Below are 17,384 nucleotides of genomic sequence, written 5' to 3'. Positions count from 1 at the left end.
CAACACTCACAGGGTAAAGGTTTCTTGGATTCCGTTGAGCACGATCCGGTTCTAGCGTTATGGGAAACCCACCGCGGCCCCGGAGGTACCTCGTGGACTATTCGCATCACCACCGCACATTCCTGACCTGCTACGCCGACACCCACCGCTACGGCTGGCATCACGTCGACCTGTTCGTGCACGACGAGCACGGCAATGAAGTGAACTGGGTGCACTGGCAGGTGAGGGAGGACGGACCCGACGGCGCCGACGTAGCCACCGCGCGCGTCGAGCCGAACCTGCGGCGGACCACCGATTGGCAACGCGGAATCAGCGCCGACGGAAGCGAGTACTGGATCGCGGAGGCGGCCTGGGCGCAGTGACGTGCCCGGACGCCGAACGGCCGGTTCACCCACAGCAGTGGTGAACCGGCCGTTCGGATGTAGCGGTGTCGGGCCTACGCGACGCTCTCCGTGACGCGCTCGAACACGACCTTCCCACCCAGCACGGTCGTGACGACCTGCATCGCGGGTATGTCGTGCGGATCGATGGTCTCGAGGTCGCCGTCGAGGATGCACAGGTCGGCCACCTTGCCGACCTCGAGTGATCCCTTCCAGTCCTCGGCGAAGTCCTGCCAGGCCGCGTTGATCGTGTAGGTCCGCACGGCGTCGGCGAGCCCGATGGTCTGGTCGGGTCCGCTCACCGCGCCACTGGCCTTGCTTTCCCGCAGGATCATCGTCGAGATGCCCTGGCGCCAGTCGGGTGGTGTGACCGGTGCGTCGGAACTGCTCATCAGGTGCACCCCGGATTCGACGGCGCTGCGGTACGGCCACTCGTAGGCGGCGCGTTCGGTCCCGACCACCCCCACCTCGAGGTCGGCGATCGTCCACTTGATCGTCGGGTTCATGTTGACGCCGATATCGTTCTCGGCCAGTCGCTTCAGGGTGGCTTCGCTGATGAAGTCGCCGTGGATCAGGTAGTGCCGGGCATCGTCGCGGGGGTGCGCGTTCTGTGCGGCGATGATCGCCTCGGCGACGGTGTCGATGGCACGGTCACCGGTGACGTGCACACCGATCTGGTAGCCGGCCTCGTGACCGATGCGGACCATTTCGGTCACCTCGTACACCTGCCGCTCGTCGGTGTCGCCGCCGACGCACAGGGAGCCGCAGCCGCCGCCGACGTACTCCTCGTGCATCCACGCGGTCTTGCTCGGCGGGATGCCGTCGGCGAACACCTTCACCCCGAGAACCCGGAACATCCTCGGGTCCACCGTGTCCGGGACCTCGATGTCGGCGAGGTTCTTCCCGAAATCCTCGGCGGATCCGGACATTCCGGTGGGCAGGAGGAGCAGGTTCACGCGGGCGCCCAGTTCTCCGCGGCGGGCGAGGTCGGTGTACACTGACAGGCCCTCCGCGCCCATTGCACCGCCGGCGAGGGCTTCGCCGCCGGGGCCGATCGCGGGGTCGGTGAAGCTGGTGATCCCTTCGCTCTGCAGGATCGAGATCGCCGAGCGGAGTGCTTCCTCCCGGCGCTCCCGGGTGAGGGCCGGCAGAACCCGCTGCACGAGGGCCTGCGCCCCCTCCATGACGATGCCGGTCAGCAGGCCGTCCTCGCCGGTGGGCATGAGGCTGCCGGGCGGCAACGGGGTCGTCTCGTCCACCCCGGCGAGGGCGAGCGCCGCGCTGTTCACCCACGACGTGTGCCGGGAGAAGTCCTGCAGGAACACGGGATTGTCCGGGGACACCTCGTCGAGGTCCCAACGGGTCGGTGTCCGCCCGTCCTCGGTGAGGCATTCGTCGAGATAGCCGTCGTCCCAGCCCGTTCCGATGATCCAGGCGCCGTCCTCGGCTGCCGAGGCGGCCTCCCGCACGAGTTCGCGGACGTCGGCGATCGACCGGACGGCCGGGAACGACACGTCGAGCGACAACGGCGGCGTGTCGAGTCCGTAGGCGATGGCGTGCAGGTGAGAATCGTTGATTCCCGGGAGGATCGTCCTCCCACCGAGATCCGTGACCACCGTGTCCGGTCCGATCAGGGTTTCGATCTCCGCGTCGGTGCCCACCGCGTGGACGAGTCCGTCGCGGACCGCGAGGGCGGTGGCGATCGTGAAGTCCTCGTCGACGGTGAAGACCTTGCCGCGGGTGTAGACGGCATCGGCGTAACTCATCGGTTCCTCCAGGGTGCTGTCGGTGGGAGGGCGGTCAGACGGCCATCGGGGCCATGCCCAGGATCATCAATGCGGAACCCGCCGCCGCGGTCTTGACGCCGGAACGGCGTTCGCGGCGCGGGGTGGAGCGGAAGAGATACAGCGTCAGCAGTGCCCAGCACACGAGCACCACGAGAGGAAGCCAGCCGGTCGAGATTCCTGCGCCACCGTGATGGTGGCCGGAGGGTGCCGGCGCCGACGCCGCCGGGGCGGGAGCGGACATCGGCGCCAGGAGCAGCAGCACCCCCATCGCCGTGAGGTCGACCGCGCAGGGAACCGCGGTCCGGCGGTGCATGGTCTCGCCGGTGACGAACACGGCGAGCGCGATGAGGACGGCACCCCCCAGCAGGTGAATCCCTGCCGGCACACCGGGGATCATCATCGCGAACATGGACAGCGCCATCGCACCGTGCGCAATCTGGACCCGGCAGTCCGTTCCGTGTGCCCGCCACATCGGGACGAGGGCCCCGACCGCTCCGATGAACATCGCCGCGTGCACGGCAGGGATCTCGAACATCGTCGGACTCAGATCGTGGGGGTGAGTTCGCGGCTCTGTCCGACATCGGCCCGGCTCTGCCGGGTGACCCGGGCGACGACCAGTCCGGCGACGAAGAACAGTGCGATCACGGCGAGCAGGATGTCCGCGAGCAGTTCCGACCCGCCGATCAGGGTGGTGAAGTTGTCGAGCACCAACCAGGTGACGGCCACCAGACCCACGCATCCGAGCACGGGGGCGATGCGGGTGTGCCAGAGCCGGGTGTCCAGCCGGGTGCGGGCGAAGAACGCGATGATCGCGACGCTGGTGAGCACCATCAGCACCAGGATGCTCACGGTGGCCAGACCCGCCATCCAGGTGAACAGTTGCAGCACCGGGTCCGCGCCGGCGAGTGCGAACACCCCGACGACCACCGTCGCGGAGATCGTCTGGGCGATCGAGCCGACGTGCGGGGAACCGTGCTTGGGGTGGGTGCGGGCCAGTGCCCGCGGGGCCGCACCCTTGCGGGCCAGGGCGAACACGTACCGGGAGATGGCGTTGTGGAACGCCAGCAGCGCGGCGAACAGACTCGTGACCAGCATGATCGCCATGACGTCGGCGGCGGGTCCGCCCAGGAACTGCGCGGCGGCGGCGAACGTCAGCCCGGCAGGGTCGGCGGCGGCCGCGTCGGACACGTTGTCGCTGCCGAACGCGAGCACCACGGCCCAGCTGGCCAGGGCGTACACCAGTCCGATGACGATGACGGCGGCGTACGTCGCGATCGGGATCGTGCGCCGGGGGTTGCGGGCTTCCTCGCCGTAGATCGCGGTCGCCTCGAAGCCGATGAACGACGCGATCGCGAACATCAATGCGACACCGGGGGATCCGCTGAAGAACGACGTCGGGGTGAACGACGCGAAGTCGATGCCCGCGGCTCCGCCCTTCACCAGGACGCCGAACGACAGCGCGAGGATGATGCCGATTTCGAGGACGAGGAGAACCCCGAGCACCTTGGCGCCCAGATCGATGCTGCGGTACCCCAGCACGGCCACGAGAGCGATGAGGACCAGCGCCCACATCCACCACGGCAGGTCGGGTCCGCCGTACTGGACCACCAGCCCCTGAATGGTCGCGGCGGCCAGGCCGTACACGGCGGCCTGGATGGCGGTGTAGGTCAGCAACGCGAGACCGGCGGCCCCGAGTCCGCAGGATTCGCCGAGACCCTTGGCGACGTAGGCGTAGAACGCGCCGGTGTCGACCATGTGGCTGCTCATCGCCGCGTATCCGACGCTGAAGACGAGCAGAACCAGCGCGGCGATGAGGTAGGCGGTCGGGGCGCCCGCGCCGTTGCCGATCGCGATCATGACGGGCAGGGCGCCGCCGATCGCCGTGAGGGGAGCGGCGGCGGCGATGACGAGGAAGACGATCCCGACGACGCCGATGGATCCGCGCAGCTTGCCGGGTCCGGAACCCGTGGTGGTGTCAGACATGAGTGCCTCCGTCCGAGTGGCAGCTGCTGCCTCCGGTCGAGCAGTGCTTCGACGTCGTGCGGGGCACATCGAGAGAGGGGTTGCGGTCGAAGAAGCCGTTGGGCTTCAACGTGAATCCGGTGTAGTCGACGGGCATGATCGGCCAGTCTTCCGGGCGCGGGAAGTGAGTGAGACCGAACGTGTGCCACACGACGAGGTCCTCGTTCTCCAGATTGCGGTCGCCGGCCACGAAGCTGGGCAGTCCGGCGCCGCCGGCGTGCTGGTTCACGAAATCGCCTGCCGCGTACCGTTCCTTCTCGTCGAACTGCGTGACCCACAGGTGCTTGGTGGCGAACGTCGCCCGCGCAGCGATCGAGGAGTCGTCGTCGGCCAGCAGGATCGGCTGTCCCTCCGGGTGCAGTGCGTACGCCACCGGCTTGCCCAGACGGTTCAGCTTGTTCGGGTTGCTGATGTGCCACACGCGTCCGACGCTGTTGTCCGCGAGGCGCTGAGCCTCGGATTCCTTCGTCAGCGGTGTGCGCTCGAGGGTGAACGCATTGCCGTGCAGGTTCCCGGGGCCCATCTTCACCCGCTTGGTCTGCACTTCCTCGACGGAGTTGCGGTCGCCGTCGATCATCATGTCGAGGCGGGCGCTGAACAGGTGCTGGTGGTACGGGGCGCCGAGGCCGGGGGCGATCTCCGAGGCGTACGGGTAGTCGCCGCCCGGGTGACCCGACGTGAAGACGACGCCGGTGGCCTTGACCTCGAATTCGATGGTGCCGTCGAGGTAGAGGTACCAGAAGAAGCCGTAGTCGTAGTTGCCGATCGTGGTGAAGAAGGAGACGACCAGGCGGCGCTGGCGGCGCGTCTCGGCCGAGCCGGCCCACAGGTCGGTGTGCTTCCACAGCACGCCGAAGTCTTCCTCGTGCATGCACACCGCGTTCTTCAGCGTCTTGGGGCTGCCGAACTCGTCGGCGATGACGGCGTCGAAGTAGGTGATGTCGCCGACGCAGTCGCAGCCGAGTTCGAGGGCGTTCGCGTAGCGACCGACCATGTACTCGCCAGTGTCGAAGTAGTTCTGCCACGACCGGACCGGCGAGGGGTCGCCGTAGGGCACGACCATCTCGGCGATGGACGCGCGGTGGATGATCGGGCGAACCCGGTCGCCGTCGGCGAATCCGAGCTGATGGAGGACAAGTCCCTCGCGGGCGTCGAAGCCGACGCGGAACGACCACTTCTCCCAGTCGACGCGGTTGCCGTCGACGACGAAGCTGGGGCCCTCGGGCTGGGTGATCTCGATCGGCTTCTGGGTGGTGCGCAGCGGGCCGGTGACGGCGAGGTCGTCGAAGTTGCCCGACTCCTCGGGGATCGGGACGGCGCCGAGGTCGAGGACGTCGGTGACGGTCCGGTTCATGACGTCGACGAAGCCGACGAGCCCGTCGATCGGGTGAGCCCAGGCGTGGTCCTTCGGGTGGTCCTGGCGGAACGCGAGCCCGCGGAGGATCCGCTTGCCGGTCTCGCCGGGGTAGTCGAAGACGCCGGCCGAGAGGGGAGCGACCCGGACGTCGGCGACGTCGAGTCCGCGCGTGGCAAGTGCGGCGAGCCAGCGTTCGTCGGCGGACAATACCTGCTCGACGAGTTCGAATTCCTCGTCCAGGACCGGCATCTGACCGTCCCGGGTGGCGTCGAGGGTGACCGAGCTGATCACCGACCGCCGGGTCACGGACACCACGACATCCACGGCGTTCGGGGACGAGATGTCGTGCAGCAGAACGCGGAATCGGCGATCGGTCTCGTTGGTCTCGGCCGGGTACAGGGTCGACTTGTCCGGTTCCTCGAGGCCGACGTAGACGAATCTCGTCTGCTCGGTCAGCGCGTCGGCGGCCTCGAGGATCTCGCGGAGGGATGCGATCTCTTCGACGGTCGGCAGCGACAGCGGGTGGTCGATACGCGCAGGGGAAAGGGTGGGCATGTCGCGATCCTTTGGTTCTACGGGTGTTGAATAAAAAGCTTAGTGACGTACGTTACAGCCGAGGTGCCCTCGTGTAAACAGTGAGTTTCCGACCCGGACATACTGGGCGTCCGGTCAAAGGTGCGCTAACGGATTCCACAGCAACGGAATTGGACGAGCGTACGAAAATTCAGAGAGTGGTGACGAACCGCTCGAGCATCTCCAGCTGACGCTCCGACGACGTCTCGCCCGGCGTGAGGACACCCAGAATCTGCATGCCCATCATCATGTTGAGCAGTTGCTCGACCACGATGGTGACGTCGATGTCGCCGACGGTGCCCTCCTCGCGGGCCTGCTCGAGGAAGATCGCCATCTGCTCGCGCCAGCGGTCCATCGTCCGCCGGTTGGTCGCGGCCATCTGCTCGTCGTACATGGCCCGCGGCCACAGGGAGGCGGCGATCCGGGCCTCGAGGAGTTTCTCCTCGTTGATCGGCATCACCTCGCGGCACAGGATGCGCAGGGCGTCGAGGCCGGTCGCGTCGCCGAGCGCCTCGGTGATCCGGCGATCGGTGGCCTCGGAGATGTGCTCGTACGATGTCCGGAGGATCTCGTCCTTGCCGGCGAAGTAGTGGCTCAGGGCGCCGTTGGTGTACCCGGCCTCGGTGGCGATGTCGCGCATGTTCGCGGCCTCGATACCGCGGGCGGCGATCAGCCGCCAGGCGGCTGCGGTGATGCTTCGCCGACGTTCGTCGTGATCCACGAGCTTAGGCACGACGTGTACCTGCTCCACCAGCGATCATGCGACCACGGTATCAATGAGCTCCGCCGAGATTGAGCACGACCACTCCGGAGACGACGAGACCCAGTCCGAAGATCTTCGTCGCGGTCAGCGGTTCACCGAGGAATGCGGCCCCGATCGCGACGATCGCCGCCGTCCCGAGCCCCGACCACATGGCGTAGGCGATCCCGACCGGCACCGTCTTGACCGCCTGCGACAGGAACAGGAACGCGACGACGTACCCGGCGAGGCACCCGACCGTCGGCCACAGCCGGGTGAAACCCTCGGTGGACTTCAGCAGGCTCGTGCCGAACACCTCGGCGGCGATCGCGGCGAGCAGGAACACGTACGGCATGGGGACAGGGAACCATGCCGGGAGCGGTGAGGCGTGCAGCGCCCCACCGCTCCCGACGGTGCCGTCTACGAGTACATGATGACGCCGCGGACGTTCTCGGCCTTTCGCATGGCCTCGTAGCCGTCGTTGATCTGGTCGAGTGTGTATGTCCTCGTGATCATCTCGTCGAGCTTCAGCTGACCCTCCATGTACAGGCGGAGCAGATGAGGGATGTCGAACCGGATGTTCGCGTTGCCGAACCACGCCCCCTTGAGTGTCTTGCGCATCGCCGTCAGATCGAACAGGTTCAGATCGACGTCGTTCTGCGTGACGTCGCCGACCGACACATGGACGCACGTGCCGCCCTTCGCCACCAGGCTCATCGCCGGAGCGATGATGCGGCCACTCGCATTCGCGACGGTGATGAGCACCTTGTCGGCCAACTGGCCCCACGTCAGGTCCTGGAGGAGGGGGAGTGCCTCGTCGATGCTCGCCGCGGTGTGGGTCGCGCCGAAGATCTTGGCCTGCTCCCGCTTGAACTCCGAGGGGTCGACGACCACGACGTGCCGGGCACCGGCGAGCGCCGCGCCCTGAACCGCCCCGCACCCGACGCCGCCCATGCCGATCACCACGACGGTCTCACCGGCCTGGACGCCGGCGGCGTACACCGACGACCCCCAGCCGGTCGTGACGCCGCAGCCGACCAGCGCCGCCTTGTCGAGGGGAATGTCCTTCGTGATCTTGACGCACGAGGCCTCGTTGACCACCGTGTACGGCGAGAACGTCCCGATCAGGCACTGGATGGCAGCGTCCTTGCCGCGAACGTGGTGCCGCGCCGTGCCGTCCGAGATCTGCCATCCTTCGAGCAGGTGAGCACCCAGGTCGCAGATGCTGGACTGTCCGGTCGCGCACTGCCGGCACCGCCCGCACGCGGGGATGAATCCGAGTGCGACGTGATCGCCCTTCTCGACGCTGGTGACCCCCGGCCCGACCTCGAGCACGACACCGGCGCCCTCGTGCCCACCGATGAACGGGTAGTACTCGAGCGGCAGGCTGCCGTCCCGGACGTGTTCGTCCGAATGGCACATCCCCGACGCCGCCAACTGCAGCAGCACCTCCCCGTGCTTCGGCGGGTCGAGTTCCAGTTCTTCGATCTGCCACGGCTGACCGGGCTCCCACAACACAGCGGCCTGGGTCTTCATGGTTCCTGCTCCTGTCCGACGACGTCGATGGTGTACGGGATCAGAGAATGATGGTGACGACCTTCTCCTCGGTGTTGGCTTCGATTCCGGCCCAGCCGAGTTCGCGTCCGGTGCCACTGGTCTTCATGCCACCCCAGGGCAGGGCGGGATCGATGGGTGCCCAGCCGTTCACCGCCACCGCTCCGGCCCGGACCTTGCCGGCGAGGGTGTGGGCGTGGGAGACGTCGCGCGTCCAGATCGAGGCTGCGAGCCCGTAGTCGGTGGCGTTGGCGATCGCGATCGCCTCGTCGGTGGTGTCGAACGCGATGACGGTGCCGACGGGTCCGAAGATCTCCTCGCGCGCGATCTTCATGTCGTTGTTCGCGTCGGCGAAGATGGTCGGCTGGACGAAGAACCCGTCCCCGTCCGGGCGGCCACCGCCGGCGGCGACCCGGGCGCCCTCGCTGCGTCCGGCCGCGATGTAGTCGAGGACGGTGTCGCGCTGCTTTGCGTTGACCAGGGCGCCCATCGTGGTGGCCGGGTCGAACGGGTCGCCGAGAACCTGGGCGGACGCGGCGGCGGCGAGACCGTCGACGACCTGCGAGTACAGCGACCGGTGTACCAGGATGCGGGTGCCCGCGGCGCAGACCTCGCCCTGGTTGAAGAACAGTCCCATGGCGGTGCCGTTGATGGCGGCCTCGAGGTCGGCGTCCGGGAGGATGATCTGCGGGGACTTGCCGCCCAGTTCGAGGGTGGTGCGCTTGAACGTGTCGGCGGCGCGCTTGGCGATGATCCGGCCGACGCGGGGGCTGCCTGTGAAGCTGATCTTGTCGACGCCGGGGTGGGCGGCGAGTGCGTCGCCGGCGATCTCGCCGAGGCCGGGCACGACGTTGACGGTGCCCGCGGGCAGTCCGGCCTCCTCGAGGAGCGTCGCGAGGTGCAGGATCGACAGCGGTGCGTCCTCCGGCGGCTTCACCACCAGGGTGTTCCCGGCGGCCAGCGCCGGGGCGATCTTCCACGCCGAGATCATCAGCGGGGTGTTCCACGGGACGATCGCGCCGATCACGCCGACCGGTTCACGGACGGTGTACGAGTGGGTGGGCTGACCGAAGTAGCCGGCGGTCGGGATGGACTGGCCGGTGATCTTGTCGGCCCAGCCGGCGAAGTGCCGGAACGTGCCCGCGGCCATCGGGATGTCGAGCATGGTGGGCTGGCCGACGGGCTTGCCGACGTCGAGGGCCTCGAGCCGGGCGAGGATCTCGCCGTCGCGCTCGATGAGATCGGCGACCTTGTTCATGATCCGTCCGCGGGCGGCGCCGGGCAGTGATCCCCATTCACCGTTCAGCTGGGTGCGGGCGGCCCGGACGGCGTCGTCGATGTCCTGCCCGGTTCCGGCGGACACGTCGACGAGGGGGCGTCCGGTGGCCGGGTTCAGGTCCGTGAACGTTCCGCCGTCCGAGGCCGGACGCCACTGCCCGCCGATGAACAGCTGCGTGGCGGTTCCATCAGGAAGCCCTGTGGCACTGACGTTCTCGTGTACTGCGGTCATGGCGTCAACTCTCCCGGTGGTGTTGTGATGGCTGTCACAAGCATGCGGGCGAGGGGGTGGCGTCGTCTTGCACGCACGCGCATGCTTGTTGCTCGTATGCGCACCGATTCGGCGTCCGGGGCCGCTGAGTCGCAGTTTCCTGACAGTAAACAGCGCTGTTACGATGCGGACGTGACGACTCGACCCGAGACCGAGGTTCACCGCGACACGGGAGACCCCGCGCCCGTCGAGCGGGAGGTGCCGTCCGACACGCCGACCGGGCCCGATCTCGAGAAGGTGATCGCCAGGCAGGTCCGGGCGCTCCGCAAGGCCAGCGGGCTGTCCGTCGGGGACATGGCGGCCAAGGTCGGGATCTCCAAGGCGATGCTGTCGAAGATCGAGAACTCGCAGACCTCGTGCAGTCTGTCGACACTGGCGCGTCTCGCCGCCGGGCTCGACGTGCCGGTGACCTCCCTGTTCCGGGGTGCCGACACCGCCCGCGACGCTGTATACGTCGAGGCGGGCCACGGCGCGGTCATCGTCGGACGCGGCACCCGGGTGGGGCACCACTACGAACTCCTCGGCGCCCTGCGCGGGCAGCACAAGCGACTCGAACCGGTGCTGGTCACGCTCACCGATGCCAGCGAGACGTTCCCGCTGTTCCAGCACGCGGGCACCGAACTGCTCTACATGCTCGAGGGCGTCATGGTCTACGGGCACGGCGAGGCCGAGTACACGCTGCGGCCCGGGGACTCGCTGCTCCTCGACGGCGAGGGCCTGCACGGTCCCAACGACCTCGTGCGGTTGCCCATCCGGTTCCTCGCCGTCACCGCGTACCCGGACCATCACGAGGAGTAACTCCTCCGACCGCGTTTTCGTCCTTCCTCCACGCCGGGTGCCGGGCGTAGAGTGGCGGGTGGTTCGAAAGGTCGTGGTAGCAATGTTGGCGACAGTTCAGATAGCGTCCGGCGGAAAAGCGGCGCTGCCCTTCGATCCTGCCGAGCCGGTCTACCTGGCCACCGTGGGCGCGATCGGGCTCTATTATTTCGATTACGGCACCGATGCGCGGATGAACGCGGACGATCACGGCGACTTCTACGTCGTTCAGATCCCGCTGTCGGGCACGGCCAGAATGACCTGTGGCGCAGAAGAGTTCGACTCGACCATGTCGGTCGCGTCGATTCTGTCGCCGGGACGCCCCGCAAGCATGGAGTGGCACGAGGGGCAGTCTCAGCTGATCATCCGACTGGCGCGCGGCACCCTCGAAGAGCACCTGCAGGAAATTCTCGGGAGTCCACTCGATCAACCCCTACGATTCGAGCCGCAGATGGAACTCGCAAGCCCCGCTGTGCGCGGGTGGCGTGAGGCGGTCGAACTGCTCGAACACGAAGTCGCGAATCATGCAGCGATCACGGGCGATTCGGCCGCGATGGAGGAATTCGATCGAATCGTGCTCACTCAGTTCCTGTCCGCCCAGCCGAACAACTACAGCGACAGGCTTCGGAGTCTGGCTCAGAGCCTGACGTAGTCGGCGACGAAGGCAGGGCCCTGCCCGCGGAATGCTGCGGACAGGGCCTGGTCTGTGTGGCGCTGGATCAGGCCTTCGCGGGGTCTCCCACCGCTTCCGCGGTGATGGCTTCCGCGCCGAGCACCGCGTCTGCGCCGTGCTTGGATGCGCCGGTGAGGCCGACGGCGTCGAGCACGTAGGCCGTCTCGCCGTGGACGGATACGTCGAGGCCGTCGTATTCGCTGTCCTGGTCGGCCCGGATGCCCATGAACTTCTTCAGTGCCGCGGCGATCACCAGGGTGACGACGAAGCAGTAGGCGAGAACGGCTGCCACGGCGACGCATTGGCGCCACAGCACGTCGAAGCCGCCGCCGTAGAGGAGTCCCGCTGCGCCGTTGGGTGCGGTCGGATCCGCGAGGAACCCGATCAGGACGGTGCCGAGGATGCCGCCGACCAGGTGCACGCCGACGACGTCGAGCGCGTCGTCGTAGCCGAGCCGGTACTTCCAGGAGACCGCGAAGCAGCAGACCGCGCCGGCCGCGCCTCCGACGACCAGTGCGCCGAGGGGCGAGACGGCGCCGCAGGCGGGCGTGATGGCGACCAGGGCAGCGATCAGTCCGGATGCCGCGCCGAGCGACGTGGCCCGGCCTTCTCGCAGCTTCTCGACGGCCAGCCACGCGCAAATGCCTGCGCATGCCGCGGCGACGGTGTTGAGGATGACGACGGACGCGCTGTTGCCGGCGGACAGTGCCGAGCCGCCGTTGAACCCGAACCAGCCGAACAGCAGGATGCCGGCGCCGAGCATCGTCAGAGGAAGGCTGTGCGGGCGCGGCGAGACGGGGAACGTCTTGCGGGCCCCGAGAACCAGGACGACGGCGAGGGCGGCAACGCCGGCATTGATGTGCACCGCCGTGCCTCCGGCGAAGTCGATGGCGCCGAGGGTGTTGGCGATCCATCCACCGATCACCGATCCGTCCTCCGAGTCGAACGCGAAGACCCAGTGGGCGACGGGGAAGTAGACGAACGTGGCCCACAGTCCGGCGAACAGCATCCACGCGCCGAACTTCATCCGGTCGGCCAGTGCGCCCGAGATGAGGGCCACGGTGATGCCGGCGAACAACAGCTGGAATCCGGAGACCAGCGCGGGCGGCAGTCCGGGTTCGGCGGGGGCGTCCAGCAGCGCACTGGAGCCGAAGAACTCGAGCGGGTCGCCCAGGAGGCCGAGGCCGCCGAGGGAATTGCCGAGCACGGCCGAGTAGCCGAACACGATCCACAGCACGCCGACGACGGCGAATGCGCCGAACGTCATCATGGCCATGTTGAGCGTGTTGCGCACGCTGACCATCCCGCCGTAGAACATGGCCAGGCCCGGCACCATCAGGCTCACCGCCGTGAAGGCCGCCAGAATCCAGGCGGTGTCGGCCGCAGCGACTGCTTCGTTCATAGTCGTCCACCTTGATCGAGGATGGCGGGACACTCGCAGTGTCCGCCGATGGGAATCAATGTCTATCGTCAGTGAACCAAAGTGGAGATTGCGAAAATAGTGCGTTGCGTGACGAATGCGTTAAGTATGGATCTAATAAACAAAGTATCTTGTTAGTGAACTTGATGAGTGAGGAGGACTGGTGACAACAGCTCGCGAGGCACGCCTCATCCGTCGCGCGGATCGTCGCGTCACGCGGTGGGCCAACGGTGCGGGGACGACCGCGGAGATCGCCGCCGGTGCCGCGTCCCGGTGGCGGTTCAGCGTCGCGACGCTCGACGGGAGTTCGACGTTCTCGCCGTTCCCCGAGGTGGACCGCATCTTCACGGTGATCGGCGACCATCCGGTGTCCCTCGACTTCGGCGGTGGCCCGACCATGATTGCCCGTCTCGGCCCGACCCCCTTCGCCGGTGAGGACGGCCCCGTCTGCGTGGCGGCCGGGGCGACCGAGGCGTTCAACGTGATGGTCCACCGGTCCACGACTGCCGCCTCGGTGGAGGTCGTCGAGATCGGAACGGCGCTCGAGACAGCCGCGGGCGGGCGGGTGGCCGTCCTTGTGCTGGTCCTGAGCGGAGGCCTCACGACGGACCTCGGGCCTCTCGAACCCGGCGACTGCCTGCTCGTCGAACAGGGGTCCGTCCACCTGTCCGGACCGGCGTCGGTCGTTCTCGCCCAGATCCTCGACAGGTGAGCGGCAAAGTGTGCCGGGGCACACTTTGCCGCTCACCTGGGGGTCACCTCGCGGTCGAGAGAATCCGGCGCAGGCGCTCGATGGCGCGCTCGGTGGCGGGGCGGTCCTTCGCGACCAGCTGGTGCATGATGAAACCCTCGATCGCCGAATACACCAGCAGGGTCAGATCTTCGTCGGCGGTGATGCCCAGGCGGGTCAGTGCCTGGGACGTCGCCTCGATGTACGTGGCGTACAGCAGTTTCACGTGTGGGTCGAGGCGCGGCGTTCGCCGGGATTCGAGCATCAGCTCGTACTGGAAGACCTGTAGGTCGGGGTCGCGGGCGACGAGGTCCGTGAGGTGCTCGACGAAATGGTCGAGTGACGACCCGTCGGCGATGTCGGCGAAGACGCTCGCGCTCTTGTCCAGCGCGTACCGGAGTGCGGCGTCGACGAGGGCATCCGTCGACGCGAAACTCTGCCGGACTTCCGCGTCCGTGATGCCCGCCTCCGCGGCGACGGCCCGGACCGTCAGCCTGCGCAGACCGTCGCGGGCGATCACGGAGACTGTCGCGAGGACGAGGCCGAGAGCCACCTGATCGCTGCAGGGGACTGCCCGCCGCCGCCCGTCAGCCAGCGTCACAGTTCCACATCCCCGTGGGCGGCAAGCCATCTCATTCCGGGCTCGCGGGTGCGGCTGATGCCCTTGTATTCGGCCATGTCCACCGGCAGGTCCTCGAGGACCTTGTACAGCCGTGCACCCCACTCCGGGACGGACGCGACGTCGCGGAGCGGAAGCAGGTAGGTGCGGATGAGGAACATGACGGCGCCGGAGTGGGCGAGCCGGATCAGGTGCTGCACTTCGGTTCTCAGGAACAGTCGGTCGCCGACCTCGGCGAGCGGTCCGTCGGCGAGGGTGCGACGGTCCTTCCCCCACTCCGGATAGGTCTCGGTGGACGTGTCGAGTTTGCCGTCGACGGTCAGCGTCCAGTTGGTGCGCCGGTAGCTCTGGCGGGGTTCGAGCCGCATCAGGAAGTTGTGGGCGCGGGTGATGATCTTCTCGGTGTGGATACGCGGGACGGGGCCGTGGATCTCGAGGAAGCTCATCCCGACGTCGAATCCGAAGGACCAGTCCGCCGCGAACGTCACCAGTCCGGCATCGCCCCACAATGCGCCCTCGCGCTGATCGAGCAGCACGACGTCTTCCTGGATCTGGCCGCAGATGTACACGAGCGGCGGCGCCGGCAGCGTGGTGAGGTCGCCGAACACGAAGCTGTGCTCGATCCCGAGGAGGTCGTTCCGCCAGAACCAGGTGTTACCGCGACGTTCGAGGGTCATGGTGTCGGGGTATTCGGCGGCGAGGGTACGCATCAGGGTGAGCATGGCGTCCCACGCGGCGGGGACCATGTGCGGCAGGCACTGGTGCCGCGACGGGTCCGCGGTGAGGATGCGTTCGCGCTCGGCGAGTTCGCGGTGGTAGTGGTCGTCGATGGCGATGCGGGTGTCACCCCAGCTGCCGGCGACGGTGTCGGTGGGGTTCCCGGCGGGCTCGACGTTGGTGCTGTAGCGGTACTGGTCGCGGGGAAAGGGGAAGGGAAAACGCGCGGTACGCGAGTCGGTCGAGGTCACAGTTCCAGCTCCAATCGGTCTCCTACGGCCCGTGACACGCACGGCATGATCGAATCTCCGGACGCCTTCTCCTCGTCGGTGAGGTACAGGTCGCGGTGCTCGACCTCGCCGCCGCGGACCGACAGCCGGCATTCGCCGCACACCCCCTGGCGGCACAGGTTCGGGACGGCGATTCCCTTGTCCAGCAGGGCTTCGAGAAGGCTGGTGCCCGAGGGGACGGGGACGATCATCCCGGTGCGTCCGAGCTTGGCGGCGAACGGGTTTCCTTCGGGCAGCGGGCCCGCGCCGAACGCCTCCGAGTGCACCCGGCCCGGCGGCCAGCCGCATTCGCGGGCCCACTCCGCGACCGCGGCGATCATCGGCGCAGGTCCACAGGTGTAGACGTGGGTGCCGAGTGGTTGATCGGCCAGTGTCGGGACGAGGCGGTCCGCGAGTTCCCCGGGGGTGGACACCGTGACGAGCCGGTCGCCGCACAGCGCCGCCAGTTCGTCGGCGTGCGCCCCCTGACGGTCGCGGAAGGAGTAGATCACCTCGAACGAACGACCCCACTCGAGGGCGGCCCGCATGTGCGACAGGATGGGGGTGACGCCGATCCCGCCCGCGACCAGGATGTGGTGCCGCGCGTTGAGGATCGGCGCGAACGCGCTGCGCGGACGGCTCACCCGGACGGGCTGCCCAGGCCGGAGGTCGTGGACCCAGCGTGAACCGCCGTGGCCGTTCTCGTCGAGCCGGACCGAGATCGCGTAGTGGTCCGGCTCGATCGACGGCCCCGTCAGCGAGTACGAGTTGTGCCTGCCCTCGGACCAGTTCACCGCGATATGGCTACCCGGGGTGAACGTCGGCAGCGCGCGGCCGCCCGGGTCCGCGAGCACGACGTGCCGGACACCCGGGCACAGTAGTCGGGCCTCGCGCACCATCAGGGTGAGCGCGCCGGTAACACCCTCGCCCGCAGCCGTTTCGAGCACCATGGTCATGGCAGTTCCTCCGCATCGGCTCGGTAACCCAGGTACGCGCTGTGGCGCCGGGAGAAGTGGTAGTAGACGGTCAGCTCTTCGGAACACCCCGTGCACGGGGTCTGCCCGCCCACGGCCACCGGAACGTTCGGCGACGTCGTGTGGCAGTGCGCGCAGTACACGTCGCGCACCCCGGTGTCCCCGTCGCTGATCACGGCGGCGATCTCCGCGGGCAACGCGCCCGCGGAGATCAGGCGGGAGCGCACCGCCCCCACCGTCCGCTCGGAACCCGCCACCACGAATCGCCACCCGATGCGCGCTTCGGACAGCAGGTCGTCGAGCCCGGATCCGTCGACGTTCTCGACGGCCAGCATGCGAGTCGGTACCGGGGCGACCCGCTCGGACAGCTCGCGCGGCACTCGATCGCCGACCGAACCGTCCGAGACGAGCACGTAGCAGGTGACGAGAGCGCCGGCCGCCAGGTCGTCGACGGCCGAGTAGTCGGACCGCCACCGTGGGACGCTCGTCGACCTCATCGAGACGGCCATCGCAGATCAGGGCGCGAAGGAACGGTGGCCGACGAAGTAGGCCAGCGCGCGGTCGGGGGTGGTGAAGCGGATGCGCGACCCCTTGGGGAAGAAGATCGCATCCTTCGCCTTCGCCACCTCGACCTGGCCGGTGTCGAGGTTCTCCAGGGTGAATTCGCCTTCGAGGACGACCTTCATCTCGTCGTACGCGTAGTAGTAGTCGAGCGGGGCGTCGGTGCGCTGAAGTTCGAAGTAGCCGGCCGACATCTCGGAGCCGTCCGGGTTGGCGAAGACGTCGTCGATGTATCCCTTGGTGCCCGGGTACTCCGCGACCGGCATCTGCGGCAGGTTCTCGTGGAATCCGGCGGTGACGCGGAACGGGACGGCGGTGGGCTTGTCGGTCGTGGTCATGGAGTCTCCTGTGAGAGGCGATGAGGGTGATGAAGAGCGAATCCCCTGTGTGAAACTCGGGGTAGCAACAGGAAACCACATCGCATATTTCCACGGCGTAAATCTCGTCGGCGGTCCGGAAAGTGTGCAGTTCAGGACCGCATTATCCTGCCGAAGCCTCAGTTAGGCGGGAGATTTTGGTGATTCGGCCACAACATTGCCGTAACGCGATGGACATAGTAGAACTGTTTCATAGTGAACAACAGCGATTCATGAGGTGAAACGAACCGCTACTCAAGCCACCAGAGCCCGACCGTCCGGCCGAAT

The 17,384-nt window shown here is 67.6% G+C and carries 18 protein-coding genes; 4 read left to right on the top strand and 14 right to left on the bottom strand.

Features of this window, described 5'->3' with window-relative positions; all coding sequences use genetic code 11:
• The first annotated feature begins 92 nt into the window (after positions 1 to 92).
• Positions 93 to 362 (top strand): hypothetical protein, encoded by a 270-nt coding sequence (locus tag JWS14_RS14945; RefSeq protein ID WP_083395744.1) that lies wholly within the window; start codon positions 93 to 95, stop codon positions 360 to 362.
• A 74-nt stretch (positions 363 to 436) separates the two neighbouring features.
• Here JWS14_RS14945 and JWS14_RS14940 read toward each other — a convergent pair whose 3' ends face one another.
• The 8 genes from JWS14_RS14940 to styD form a co-directional block, all read right to left on the bottom strand.
• Positions 437 to 2,146, bottom strand: coding sequence for an amidohydrolase (locus JWS14_RS14940; RefSeq protein ID WP_206013631.1), 1,710 nt, complete (start codon positions 2,144 to 2,146; stop codon positions 437 to 439).
• Positions 2,147 to 2,180: 34 nt separating this feature from the next.
• Complete coding sequence (locus JWS14_RS14935; protein WP_206013630.1) at positions 2,181 to 2,702, bottom strand: DUF5134 domain-containing protein; 522 nt, start codon at positions 2,700 to 2,702, stop codon at positions 2,181 to 2,183.
• Positions 2,703 to 2,710: 8 nt separating this feature from the next.
• Positions 2,711 to 4,150: an APC family permease gene (locus tag JWS14_RS14930; protein ID WP_206013629.1), complete on the bottom strand. Its 1,440-nt coding sequence runs from the start codon at positions 4,148 to 4,150 to the stop codon at positions 2,711 to 2,713.
• Entirely contained in the window at positions 4,143 to 6,101 is a 1,959-nt protein-coding gene (locus tag JWS14_RS14925) for a primary-amine oxidase (protein ID WP_206013628.1), read from the bottom strand. Before JWS14_RS14925 ends, JWS14_RS14930 begins: the two co-directional genes overlap by 8 nt.
• A gap of 169 nt (positions 6,102 to 6,270) precedes the next feature.
• The gene (locus JWS14_RS14920; protein ID WP_087559832.1) at positions 6,271 to 6,840 is read right to left on the bottom strand and encodes a TetR/AcrR family transcriptional regulator; all 570 of its coding nucleotides are present in this window, start codon (positions 6,838 to 6,840) and stop codon (positions 6,271 to 6,273) included.
• 52 nt (positions 6,841 to 6,892) lie between these two features.
• On the bottom strand, positions 6,893 to 7,213 hold the full coding sequence (locus JWS14_RS14915; protein WP_072937012.1) for a DMT family transporter: 321 nt from the start codon (positions 7,211 to 7,213) through the stop codon (positions 6,893 to 6,895).
• A 65-nt stretch (positions 7,214 to 7,278) separates the two neighbouring features.
• The gene (locus tag JWS14_RS14910; RefSeq protein WP_009475608.1) at positions 7,279 to 8,394 is read right to left on the bottom strand and encodes an NDMA-dependent alcohol dehydrogenase; all 1,116 of its coding nucleotides are present in this window, start codon (positions 8,392 to 8,394) and stop codon (positions 7,279 to 7,281) included.
• A gap of 40 nt (positions 8,395 to 8,434) precedes the next feature.
• Entirely contained in the window at positions 8,435 to 9,922 is a 1,488-nt protein-coding gene (gene styD, locus JWS14_RS14905) for a phenylacetaldehyde dehydrogenase StyD (protein ID WP_206013627.1), read from the bottom strand.
• 171 nt (positions 9,923 to 10,093) lie between these two features.
• Between styD and JWS14_RS14900 the strand changes: the two genes are divergently transcribed.
• Together JWS14_RS14900 and JWS14_RS14895 are read left to right on the top strand one after the other, a co-directional pair.
• The gene (locus tag JWS14_RS14900; RefSeq protein ID WP_012689757.1) at positions 10,094 to 10,759 is read left to right on the top strand and encodes a helix-turn-helix domain-containing protein; all 666 of its coding nucleotides are present in this window, start codon (positions 10,094 to 10,096) and stop codon (positions 10,757 to 10,759) included.
• Positions 10,760 to 10,841: 82 nt separating this feature from the next.
• Positions 10,842 to 11,429, top strand: coding sequence for a cupin domain-containing protein (locus JWS14_RS14895; protein ID WP_206013626.1), 588 nt, complete (start codon positions 10,842 to 10,844; stop codon positions 11,427 to 11,429).
• Between the two features lie 67 nt (positions 11,430 to 11,496).
• Here the strand turns inward: JWS14_RS14895 and JWS14_RS14890 are convergent, their stop codons facing one another.
• A complete protein-coding gene (locus JWS14_RS14890; RefSeq protein ID WP_206013625.1) occupies positions 11,497 to 12,852 on the bottom strand; it encodes an ammonium transporter in 1,356 nt (451 codons plus the stop codon).
• Between the two features lie 181 nt (positions 12,853 to 13,033).
• Between JWS14_RS14890 and JWS14_RS14885 the strand changes: the two genes are divergently transcribed.
• Positions 13,034 to 13,582 (top strand): HutD/Ves family protein, encoded by a 549-nt coding sequence (locus JWS14_RS14885; RefSeq protein ID WP_206013624.1) that lies wholly within the window; start codon positions 13,034 to 13,036, stop codon positions 13,580 to 13,582.
• A 43-nt stretch (positions 13,583 to 13,625) separates the two neighbouring features.
• On the opposite strand, the gene JWS14_RS14880 is transcribed toward JWS14_RS14885, so the two are convergent.
• From JWS14_RS14880 to JWS14_RS14860, 5 genes are read right to left on the bottom strand one after another with little or no spacing between them, the layout of a single operon-like run.
• Positions 13,626 to 14,201, bottom strand: coding sequence for a TetR/AcrR family transcriptional regulator (locus tag JWS14_RS14880; protein ID WP_206013623.1), 576 nt, complete (start codon positions 14,199 to 14,201; stop codon positions 13,626 to 13,628).
• On the bottom strand, positions 14,198 to 15,187 hold the full coding sequence (locus JWS14_RS14875) for a heme-dependent oxidative N-demethylase family protein (protein WP_206013622.1): 990 nt from the start codon (positions 15,185 to 15,187) through the stop codon (positions 14,198 to 14,200). Before JWS14_RS14875 ends, JWS14_RS14880 begins: the two co-directional genes overlap by 4 nt.
• A complete protein-coding gene (locus JWS14_RS14870) occupies positions 15,184 to 16,161 on the bottom strand; it encodes a PDR/VanB family oxidoreductase (protein ID WP_206013621.1) in 978 nt (325 codons plus the stop codon). Before JWS14_RS14870 ends, JWS14_RS14875 begins: the two co-directional genes overlap by 4 nt.
• Positions 16,158 to 16,676, bottom strand: coding sequence for a dimethylamine monooxygenase subunit DmmA family protein (locus JWS14_RS14865; protein ID WP_241031344.1), 519 nt, complete (start codon positions 16,674 to 16,676; stop codon positions 16,158 to 16,160). The genes JWS14_RS14870 and JWS14_RS14865 overlap by 4 nt, the downstream gene beginning before the upstream one ends.
• Before the next feature lie 18 nt (positions 16,677 to 16,694).
• Positions 16,695 to 17,078, bottom strand: a complete 384-nt coding sequence (locus tag JWS14_RS14860) for a cupin domain-containing protein (protein ID WP_072937021.1) — start codon at positions 17,076 to 17,078, stop codon at positions 16,695 to 16,697.
• Positions 17,079 to 17,384: the final 306 nt, after the last annotated feature.

The sequence above is a fragment of the Rhodococcus koreensis genome (genome assembly GCF_017068375.1).
In the GTDB taxonomy this organism is placed as follows: domain Bacteria; phylum Actinomycetota; class Actinomycetes; order Mycobacteriales; family Mycobacteriaceae; genus Rhodococcus_F; species Rhodococcus_F koreensis.
This window is presented reverse-complemented; position numbering and strand designations above follow the sequence as displayed.

Bases quoted from the DNA above. Each gene is read 5' to 3' on its own strand.
- JWS14_RS14895 (WP_206013626.1), top strand. From the start codon at position 10,842: ATGTTGGCGACAGTTCAGATAGCGTCCGGCGGAAAAGCGGCGCTGCCC.
- JWS14_RS14870 (WP_206013621.1), bottom strand. From the start codon at position 16,161: ATGACCATGGTGCTCGAAACGGCTGCGGGCGAGGGTGTTACCGGCGCG.
- styD (WP_206013627.1), bottom strand. From the start codon at position 9,922: ATGACCGCAGTACACGAGAACGTCAGTGCCACAGGGCTTCCTGATGGA.
- JWS14_RS14865 (WP_241031344.1), bottom strand. From the start codon at position 16,676: ATGAGGTCGACGAGCGTCCCACGGTGGCGGTCCGACTACTCGGCCGTC.
- JWS14_RS14940 (WP_206013631.1), bottom strand. From the start codon at position 2,146: ATGAGTTACGCCGATGCCGTCTACACCCGCGGCAAGGTCTTCACCGTC.
- JWS14_RS14910 (WP_009475608.1), bottom strand. From the start codon at position 8,394: ATGAAGACCCAGGCCGCTGTGTTGTGGGAGCCCGGTCAGCCGTGGCAG.
- JWS14_RS14915 (WP_072937012.1), bottom strand. From the start codon at position 7,213: ATGCCGTACGTGTTCCTGCTCGCCGCGATCGCCGCCGAGGTGTTCGGC.
- JWS14_RS14860 (WP_072937021.1), bottom strand. From the start codon at position 17,078: ATGACCACGACCGACAAGCCCACCGCCGTCCCGTTCCGCGTCACCGCC.
- JWS14_RS14930 (WP_206013629.1), bottom strand. From the start codon at position 4,150: ATGTCTGACACCACCACGGGTTCCGGACCCGGCAAGCTGCGCGGATCC.
- JWS14_RS14935 (WP_206013630.1), bottom strand. From the start codon at position 2,702: ATGTTCGAGATCCCTGCCGTGCACGCGGCGATGTTCATCGGAGCGGTC.
- JWS14_RS14890 (WP_206013625.1), bottom strand. From the start codon at position 12,852: ATGAACGAAGCAGTCGCTGCGGCCGACACCGCCTGGATTCTGGCGGCC.
- JWS14_RS14925 (WP_206013628.1), bottom strand. From the start codon at position 6,101: ATGCCCACCCTTTCCCCTGCGCGTATCGACCACCCGCTGTCGCTGCCG.